8 protein-coding genes and 1 tRNA gene are annotated in these 8,411 nt (G+C 62.3%); 5 read left to right on the top strand and 4 right to left on the bottom strand.

Annotation, left to right across the window (positions count from 1 at the left end; genetic code table 11):
• Window positions 1–91: 91 nt before the first annotated feature.
• Window positions 92–688 carry a TetR/AcrR family transcriptional regulator gene (locus QMG61_RS07835; protein ID WP_283493780.1) on the bottom strand — a complete coding sequence of 199 codons (597 nt, stop codon included), beginning with the start codon at window positions 686–688 and terminating at the stop codon, window positions 92–94.
• Between the two features lie 125 nt (window positions 689–813).
• Here QMG61_RS07835 and QMG61_RS07830 point away from each other — a divergent pair, with 125 nt between their 5' ends.
• The 5 genes from QMG61_RS07830 to QMG61_RS07810 all read left to right on the top strand — a co-directional run bounded on the left by QMG61_RS07830 (window position 814) and on the right by QMG61_RS07810 (window position 5,772).
• Window positions 814–1,836, top strand: coding sequence for an alpha/beta fold hydrolase (locus QMG61_RS07830; protein WP_283493779.1), 1,023 nt, complete (start codon window positions 814–816; stop codon window positions 1,834–1,836).
• Between the two features lie 29 nt (window positions 1,837–1,865).
• Window positions 1,866–2,582 (top strand): DUF4386 domain-containing protein, encoded by a 717-nt coding sequence (locus tag QMG61_RS07825; protein ID WP_283493778.1) that lies wholly within the window; start codon window positions 1,866–1,868, stop codon window positions 2,580–2,582.
• On the top strand, window positions 2,572–4,020 hold the full coding sequence (locus tag QMG61_RS07820) for an MFS transporter (protein ID WP_349358126.1): 1,449 nt from the start codon (window positions 2,572–2,574) through the stop codon (window positions 4,018–4,020). Before QMG61_RS07825 ends, QMG61_RS07820 begins: the two co-directional genes overlap by 11 nt.
• A 31-nt stretch (window positions 4,021–4,051) precedes the next feature.
• Window positions 4,052–4,723: a cyclase family protein gene (locus tag QMG61_RS07815; protein WP_283493776.1), complete on the top strand. Its 672-nt coding sequence runs from the start codon at window positions 4,052–4,054 to the stop codon at window positions 4,721–4,723.
• Between the two features lie 653 nt (window positions 4,724–5,376).
• Window positions 5,377–5,772: a VOC family protein gene (locus tag QMG61_RS07810; RefSeq protein ID WP_283493775.1), complete on the top strand. Its 396-nt coding sequence runs from the start codon at window positions 5,377–5,379 to the stop codon at window positions 5,770–5,772.
• A 423-nt stretch (window positions 5,773–6,195) separates the two neighbouring features.
• On the opposite strand, the gene QMG61_RS07805 is transcribed toward QMG61_RS07810, so the two are convergent.
• From QMG61_RS07805 to QMG61_RS07795, 3 genes are all read right to left on the bottom strand, one after another.
• The gene (locus QMG61_RS07805; RefSeq protein WP_283493774.1) at window positions 6,196–6,699 is read right to left on the bottom strand and encodes a helix-turn-helix domain-containing protein; all 504 of its coding nucleotides are present in this window, start codon (window positions 6,697–6,699) and stop codon (window positions 6,196–6,198) included.
• A 290-nt stretch (window positions 6,700–6,989) separates the two neighbouring features.
• Window positions 6,990–7,063 (bottom strand) — tRNA-Ile (locus QMG61_RS07800).
• Window positions 7,064–7,073: 10 nt separating this feature from the next.
• Window positions 7,074–8,330 (bottom strand): glycosyltransferase, encoded by a 1,257-nt coding sequence (locus QMG61_RS07795; RefSeq protein WP_283493773.1) that lies wholly within the window; start codon window positions 8,328–8,330, stop codon window positions 7,074–7,076.
• Window positions 8,331–8,411 lie beyond the last annotated feature (81 nt).

Here is an 8,411-nt window from a genome sequence, read left to right as displayed (position 1 = left end):
GGGCGCAACCAGGAACCCCAGTGGAACACTCACGGCATCGAGGCCCAGCCCTCAACCGCGCCCGAAACCCAGAAACCCAATCAAACCGAAATCACGATTCCACCAGCGGTCGACCGGTGGATTCAGGCTGAATCGTCGTAGTCATTTCGGCCTGCCCATGCAAAGGCGGTAGCTGTTCGTCTCGTACCTGCGATGCACCGGCGTGGAGGATCGCGTAGACGCATTCCGTTTGCCAGGCGAGGCTTTGGTCGATTCGGAACGCTCCTTCTGCGCGCCCTCGCGTGAGGAGCGCCTGTAGCGGTTGCGCCAGTGACTCTTCGCGCATCTTCCGAAGGTCATCAGCTGCGATCGCGGTCTTCGCCGCGGCCTCGAGCCCGCTGACATGACCCAGTACCCACCAGGAACTGACGATCAAGATATCTAGTGATTCTTTGGCGGGCCGTGTGGGGTCTAGGGCGGCAAGCGGGCTGGCGACGTCGGCCATAAGCCACCGGCACGCCTCAGCGACGAGCGCATCGCGACTCGTGAAGTGGCCGTAGAGGGTTCCACGACTCACGCCGGCCGCCTCGGCAATGTCACGCATAGTGGCGTGGGAGTTCACGTTGATGGTCCTGATGGCAGCCGTGATGATTGCGCCACGATTTCGCTGGGCGTCAGATCGCATCTGGCGATCGAGGCCAGATTTCATCGCGCACTCTTGACTAAATCAAACATTGATGTATATCTTAGTCTTACGAAGTTGAACACCCGTGTATGAGTAAACAACAAGTCACTACCACCGGATCTCCGGGGTAACTAGAGAAACGAGCACCGATGTCCCTCATTGACCACATCCCTGAAACGGATTCGCCCAAAGCACCACTCAGTCCAGACAAAAAGCACCGGCAGCCCAAGTGGCGTAGGGCCCTGCGAAAGGCCGGAATCGTTGTCGCGAGCCTCTTAGTCCTTTTGGTCATCTCGTCGCTGGCCAACGTCGCCATCACGAACGCGGAGAAGGCCGACCTCGTCCCCTACGGCCAGAAGGTTTCGATCGAGGCGGGCGACATCAACGTCTACCGCAACGGCGGATCCGGCCCCACCATGGTGCTGCTCAGCGGCTTCGGCACGCCAGCGCCCGCCGTCGACTTCGCGCCGCTCATCCGCACGCTCGACAACTTCGACGTCATCGTCATCGAGGGCTTCGGCTACGGCTACAGCGACCTGACTGTGACGAACCGAACCGTCGAGAACATCACCGGTGAAATTCACGAGGTGCTCGACCGGCTGCAGGTCAACTCCCCCGTAATCCTGGCCGGACACTCCGTGGGCGGGCTCTACACGCATTACTACGCGAATGCCTACCCCGGTGAAGTGTCAGCGATCATCGGCATTGACCCGATGACGGCGCAGGCGTCGTCGCTAGAAGTCGGCCAACCCTCGAAAATCGAACGCACTCTGGGCTCCCTCGGTCTGATGCGCATCGCTACCACTATCGCTCCAAGCATCATTCAGCCCCCCGGGACGGCGTACACCACGAACGAACGCGCGCAAACCGCTGCGTTGACGAACTGGAATTACGGAAACGATTCGATCTCCGATGAGTGGGCCCAGATCGGAGCCAATTCAACGAAGGCCAGCGCGCAGCCGATCCCCGCCGACATCCCTGTTCTAGAGTTTCTGGCCACGGAGACCGTCGAATCGGATCCGAGCTGGCTGCGAAATCACCAAGCGGAACTTGCCGGCGTCGCTACTCACGAGCTCGAAGTGCTCGACGGGGCCCACTACCTGCACTGGACACAGTCCCCCGCGATGGCGAAATCCATCTCAGCATTCATCGCCGCGCACGTCACCCGCTGATTCTTCAAACTCACACGAGGAGGCCAACCATGACCGGTCAATCGCACACACTCCCGTTTCCCCGAACGGCCAGCTTGATCGGGGGCATCGCGCTTCTCCTGGTTGCGGTACTCGCGGGAGTCGGCTACGTCGGGATATTGTCGCCGCTGATCGAGAGTGGCGACGCGGTGAAGACCGCGCACGACATCGCGGACTCGGAACCACTGTTTCGCCTCGGGGTTCTGCTCATGATCACCGCCGCCGTTCTTGACATCATGGTGGCTGCAGCGCTCCTCGCCCTGTTGGGGCCGGTCAACCGGGCGGTGGCCATGACCGCGGCCTCGTTCCGGGTCGCGTACAGCGTCGTCTTCGTCGTCGCCCTCACCCAGCTCGCTATCGTGCCGGGCCTGCTCGATCAACCGGACAGTGTCCAGACCAGCCTCGCGTCCTACCACATGATCTGGCAGGTGGGCTTGATCCTGTTTGCCGCGCACCTGCTTCTCGTCGGCTACCTGGTGATTCGATCCGGCTTCATGCCAGGAACACTGGGCATCCTGATCACGATCGCGGGAGTTGGATACCTTGCCGACGCAATCGGGACCGTCTTGATCGCGGACTACACGGCCCGGATCTCTACCGTCACGTTCATCGGAGAAGTCGCCCTCATCGTCTGGCTGCTGTGGACGACCATACGGTGGTCGCGGGTACCCCAGGAGACGAAGGTGGACGGGCTTCAGGTCTCTCGCTTGGCTACCAATGATGAGTGACCGGGGCTCTGCGACGGGGACGGTCGGCACGGTTTGGGGCGCCGGGAGGTCACTGGCTCAGACCCCTAGGGCACCGCTTGGATCCCTTCCAGTTCTCGTTGTGGCGCAGTTTCTCGTAATGCTCGACACGTCGGTGGTCAACGTCGCTCTTCCGACCATCCAATGTGAACTGGGATTGGCGCCCACAGGACTGGCCTGGGTCGTCAACGCGTATTTTCTGGCCTTCGGCGGGCTTCTCCTGGTCGCTGGCCGCGCGGCAGAAATCTTCGGAGGTCGCCGTATGTTCCTCATCGGTGCGACCGTTGTCGCAGTTGCAACCGTGGCCGCCGGTTTCGCGCCCAACGGCGGAGTGCTCGTCGGCGCCCGAGCGTTGCAGGGCGTTGGAGCTGCCGCGCTGAGCACTGCTGCCCTGTCCTTGATACTGCACGACTATTCGGGACCGCACCGAGCGAAAGCGATGGGCGCATGGGGAGCGGCGTCTGCGGCTGGCGGGGCCTTCGGTGTTGCGCTGGGTGGTCTGGTGACCTCGGTCGGGGGCTGGCAGTGGGTATTTTTTCTGACCACCCCGATCGCAATTGGCGCAATCATCGCCGCCCCATCAAGACTCCAGGCGCCTCGGCCTGAACGAACCCGAGTCCCGCTTGATTTCTTGGGAGCCCTGACCATCACTGGAGCGTCACTAGCCCTGATCAGTGCCATCCTTTCCGGCGCTGACAACGGGTGGGATTCACCCCCGACGCTGCTCCTGATCGCAACGACGACCGCACTCGGCGCCGCGTTCATCGCGGTCGAGTGGACCGCCGCCGATCCGATCATCCCGCTCTCCGTACTGCGTAATCCGGCGACCTCGGTGGGTATCGGAATTGGATTGTTGGGCGGCGCAGCGCGGGTATCGACCTTTTTCCTGACCGCGCTCTTCCTGCAACAAGTTCTCCTCCTCACACCGGGGATTTCCGGCCTGGCTATGGTTCCCACCTCTGTTGCGGGATTCGTCGTGTCCCTCCTTATCCTCCCCCGGGTGATTAGGCATCTTGGCGCGAATCGAACACTCCTGCTCGGGCTCCTGCTCCTTGCCGTCGGTCATTTCTGGCTAGCGCGACAATCCATGAGCAGCAGCTATGGGTTCGATGTCCTTCCCGGTCTGTTCATCGCGGCCGCAGGCGTCGCCCTGAGCTTCACACCGTCAACGATGGTGATTGCTGAAAGCGTCCCGACCGAACGAACCGGACTCGCGTCCGGACTCGCCAACGCTAGCTCCCAGATCGGTGGCGCAATCGGCGTGAGCGCTTTCAGCTCCATAGCTGCGATTGCCAGTGGCCAGCAGGACAGCACTGCCGCAGGCTTCCATGCAGCATTCATCGCCGCGGGCGTAGCGGCTCTTCTCGGGGCGGCGCTAGCTGCTTGCCTCCTCGTTCGGCTCCACAACCAGAGATCCTGACCCCCTCCCACACCAATAGAAAGCAGCCCCAATGCCTCGAATCATTGACCTGAGCCACACGATCACCGTCGACCTCGTCACCTACCCCGGACTTCCCGCACCCACGATCACGCCGTTCCTCTCCCGCGAAGACTCGCCAGCCCGATACGCACCCGGAACCGAGTTCACGATGGACATCATCACAATGATCGGCAATACCGGCACTTACCTTGACAGTCCCTTCCACTGTTTCGCCGGAGGAATCGACCTCGCCGGGCTTGACCTCGACTCGCTGGTCGGCCTTCGCGCCGAAGTAGTCCACCTGCCTAACGCCCACGAGAGGGGTGTGACTGCCAGCGCCTTCCGCGGACGGGATCTTGCCGGATCCGCCGTGCTCCTCCACACCGGCTGGGATCGGCACTTCGGAACGCCTCGCTACGGAGACGACGCCCCTTACCTCACCCAAGAGGGGGCGCAATTCCTCGTTGATGCCGGTGTCAGCCTTGTCGGGATCGACTCATTGAACGTCGACGACAAGGACTCTAGTGGAGAGCGGCCCGTGCACGCGCTGTTATTGGGAGCCGGTATCCACATTGTTGAACACCTCACAAACCTCGGCAAGCTGCCGGCGCGGGGCGCGAGGTTCACTGCTGTTGCGCCGAAAATTGCGAACTTTGGCACCTTCCCGGTTCGAGCGTTCGCTGAACTTGATCAACCCCGTTGAAATCCCTCGGGGCGGCTCCTTTACATAGGGTGCCCGCCGAGTCCCGGCGGAGCCGCGCCAACCGATGGCACCGAGCGGCGGGCCGCGACGTCGGATGGCAGAGTGCTGACGGCCGCCTCGTTTCCGGTGAGTGTCGCTGGTGTCGCCAGGTCGTCCCGGCGACGCGCCTGGTCAGCGAATCCCGCCGCGCGTCGGGCAAAGGAGTGGGTGTGCCGCCCCAAGAATAATCGCTTCCGTGGGCACCACGTGTGGTGCGCTCGAGTACCAATGCACGGTAGCGCGATTGGTGTGACTGAGCCACACGGTCAGCGTGGTTGAGCACCACCTCGATGGGCTATCACCACCAATCGGCGGCCAAACAGTTTGGATTGAGAAGCGCCGCAACTGCTGGCGGGTCAGCCTTGTTGGTGACGCTTGTCCTCGCCATCCGCACAAAGTTTTGCGGAGGCGGTAGGGGCCCGGGACATTGAAGTTTGACCACGTGTCACCCAGTTGGCCAAACTGATCTGATAGTCGCCGGCCCTGACCAGCGCTAGCGCCGACGTTCCGGCCAGACGCGGCTCTGGTGGCTCCTGGCGGGCTGACGGAGCGACCGAGGCTCAGAGTCCGTTCGAGACCGCCGAAACGTAATCTTTCCGCGTAGTGTGCACAATATGGATCGGTTCGAGGCGGAAGCACTGACGCACATGCTGGTCGTTGCCGATGCTGCAGCCAGTCGTGACTGGTATGTCGATGTCCTGGGCGCCTCAGTGTTCGGAGAGTATGGCGGCACATCGGTAGTGCTGGATCTCATTGGGAACTGGCTGCTGCTCGTCACCGGTGGTGAGCCAACCCCGGACAAGCCGACCGTAACCCTGACGGTGCCCGACGATCCCGATCGGGTCAGCGCTGAGATTATCTTCCGGGTTGGCGACTGTCAGCGCGCCTTCGATTTCCTCAGCAAGCGAGGAGCCGAGTTCCTGACCACGCCACTCGATCGCGGTGGGGAGATCCGGGCTTTCTTTCGCGACCTGGACGGTCATCTCTTCGAGATCTCCGAGCTGACCTGAACCGCGAGCCGCTACTGCGCCTCCGTTGATGCCCGCTGCCAACCCGAGACGCGCCGGGGGGCGAACCCGGCGCTGGCCGCTCACAGGTGTGCGGTCTCGCGCGGCCTGGCGAGACCCTTGGGTGAAAGCAGCCCGGACGTCAGGGGTGACCTTAGGCTTCGAGGGGATGTAGAACTTTCGGGTGACGTCGGGGGACGCGTGGCCGAGGAAGACCGCTGGCTTCTTCGACGAACAGGCCGCAGCGAGCAGAGGGAACGGCGAGCCCGCATGGAGCGAGTCGCCGATGTGCCCGGCATGCAAGCGGGCTACCAGATCCGCTTTGAGGGCTGCCTGCGCGGCATTCCTGGCTGCCAATGACGAGTACCTCGCGTTGCTCAGTGACCCTGGTGGCGTGCCGGATCGCCTCCTCGAGCTCCCTGCGTTTCATTCTTGGTTAGCCCGCTCGATTGCTGCGACCCGCTCGCCCTGAGTGAGAGCGCCGGCGAACGGCGAGTTCTGTCGGAGTTCCCGACCCTCGGGAGTGTCCGCGAGCATGCCCAGGATGAGTAGGTCAACGGGACCATCTACAAGCTCGGCCCAACGATCCACCCACTTCTGCCCGATCGGGGAACGAAGCCGAGCCCGAAGGCGAACGAGGTTGTCCGGCACCACATCAAGCACAGCCTTCGGATCGGTCCTGAGCCTGTTCGCGAGAGCGCGATGCAGTTCCATCGTCACCCTCTCTTCACGACGAGTGTTGACGACCTCCACGCGGGCACGTCGCCCCATCACAGCCAGGGCACGCTTGAGAGTTCCGAGCTGAATCCGGTCGTCCCGCTCGGACTGTTCCATTCGCGTGACCGTACTGGGTGCAACACCCAGATTCTCAGCGAGATCACGAACCGTCCACCCGACTGACCGGCGCGTGTCTGCAATCGTTGTCGACATCTCATTCCTCCTGTGTTGCATTGTACTGCAACAAGGTCGAAGGCGCTCGAGGTCATCCCAGACCATCCCAACCGGGACGTGAACCTCGTCAACAAGAGACAAGACCAGGCAGGTGCGGCCGAATAAACGGTGACCGCATCAAATATTGCACGGGAATCGAAACAAGAAATGCTGATCAACCGTTACTTCGAATGAGCCCGAATGACTTGAACCCAGGTCCGCATGACAATGGGTTCAAGTCTCGCCACTTCAGCGACAACTAAACAACCTGATCAAAGCAAGTTTTACAGTAGGGCGGCCGGGACTTGAACCCGGGACCGACGGATTATGAGTCCGCTGCTCTAACCAGCTGAGCTACCGCCCCAGAACCGCGGTTACTCCGGGGAGTGTGCGGCAGCCTGAGAGGTGATCGTGTCGACTACGGGTTCCCCACGATACAGGCTCTCGAAAGTGTTCAGAGTGCGGTTGATGTCGTGCGCCCCGATCAACTTGAGAGACTCGCGCTTGAGCGCGGTGAGATCGTCTGGGTTTGCGGTGAGCACCTTCGTGAGCTTGTCTGCCATGTCCCGCGCGCTGCCCGGTTCGAACAGGTAGCCGTTCTGTCCATCGTGCACGAGGTGCGGCAGGGCCATCGCGTTAGCGGCGACGACGGGAAGCCCGGAGGCCATGGCCTCCATCGTGGCGATGCTCTGCAACTCCGCGATGGAGGGCATCGCGAAGACCGTGGATCGGGTGTACGCGGCGCGTAGCTCCTCATCGGTCACATACCCGGTGAATGTGACCTTGTTGCGGATGCCCAGGGTCTGGGCGAGGTGCTCGAGGTTACGTTTCTGGTCACCGCCGCCGACGATCTCCACCTTCACGTTCAGGTCGGGCGAGAGCAACGTGACGGCGTTGAGCAGCACATCAATCTGCTTCTCTCCCGTGACCCGTCCGACGAAGAGGATTCTGTTCTCGGTGCGCGGCTCAAAGCTGGGCACGTAGTTGTGCGCGTCGATGCCGCAGGAGATCGCGAGGACACCCTCGAGTCCGGTGTAGCGCTCGAGGAATTCGGCGGCACGCACGGTCGGGGTGGTCACCGCTTCCGCCCGACCGAAGGTGCGGCGCGCGGCCTTCCAGGCTCCCTTGATCATGCGTTCGTGCAGCCACTTGGGCAGGAGCGTGAACTCGAGCATGTTCTCCGGCATGAAGTGGTTCGTGCCGATGATGCGGATGCCACGCTTCGCGGCCTCGATGGTGACCCCGCGGCCCACGTTGATGTGCGACTGGAAATGCACGACATCGGGCTTGAAAGTGTCGAGGATGCGGCGGCTTTCCGCGTGGATCAGCCAGGGCAGGGCGAAGCGCAACCAGTCGTGCGGGTACCAACGCCAGCTCTTCAGGCGGTGAACGACCATGGACTGGCCTTCGTGGATCTCGGTCCAGGTGCCGTGCTTGCGGGAGGGGGCCGGAGCCATGATCTGCACCTCGTGACCGCGGGCTACCATCCCGGCGGCGAGGCGCTCGGCGAATCGAGCGGCACCGTTGACGTCAGGGGCGAAGGTGTCCGCGGCGATGAGAACCCGAATTGGCTTCTTCGATGTCGACGCGACGCGGGCGGCGTAGGTCGGCAAATCGGTCGAATCTGACAAGTGGAATTGTCCCAACGTAAGTGGGCCGGAGGTCATCATCCGGCGCGAAATTCAGGTTTTTGTCGGCGCGGATGCCGACGA

The sequence above is a fragment of the Cryobacterium sp. PH31-AA6 genome (assembly GCF_030063195.1).
In the GTDB taxonomy this organism is placed as follows: domain Bacteria; phylum Actinomycetota; class Actinomycetes; order Actinomycetales; family Microbacteriaceae; genus Cryobacterium.
Note: the sequence above shows the minus strand (reverse complement) of the source record. Positions and strands in the feature narration are given on the sequence as shown.

What these genes read in the sequence shown, in the direction of transcription:
- QMG61_RS07835 (WP_283493780.1), bottom strand. Translation starts at nt 688, where the DNA reads ATGAAATCTGGCCTCGATCGCCAGATGCGATCTGACGCCCAGCGAAAT.
- QMG61_RS07830 (WP_283493779.1), top strand. Translation starts at nt 814, where the DNA reads ATGTCCCTCATTGACCACATCCCTGAAACGGATTCGCCCAAAGCACCA.
- QMG61_RS07825 (WP_283493778.1), top strand. Translation starts at nt 1,866, where the DNA reads ATGACCGGTCAATCGCACACACTCCCGTTTCCCCGAACGGCCAGCTTG.
- QMG61_RS07820 (WP_349358126.1), top strand. Translation starts at nt 2,572, where the DNA reads ATGATGAGTGACCGGGGCTCTGCGACGGGGACGGTCGGCACGGTTTGG.
- QMG61_RS07815 (WP_283493776.1), top strand. Translation starts at nt 4,052, where the DNA reads ATGCCTCGAATCATTGACCTGAGCCACACGATCACCGTCGACCTCGTC.
- QMG61_RS07810 (WP_283493775.1), top strand. Translation starts at nt 5,377, where the DNA reads ATGGATCGGTTCGAGGCGGAAGCACTGACGCACATGCTGGTCGTTGCC.
- QMG61_RS07805 (WP_283493774.1), bottom strand. Translation starts at nt 6,699, where the DNA reads ATGTCGACAACGATTGCAGACACGCGCCGGTCAGTCGGGTGGACGGTT.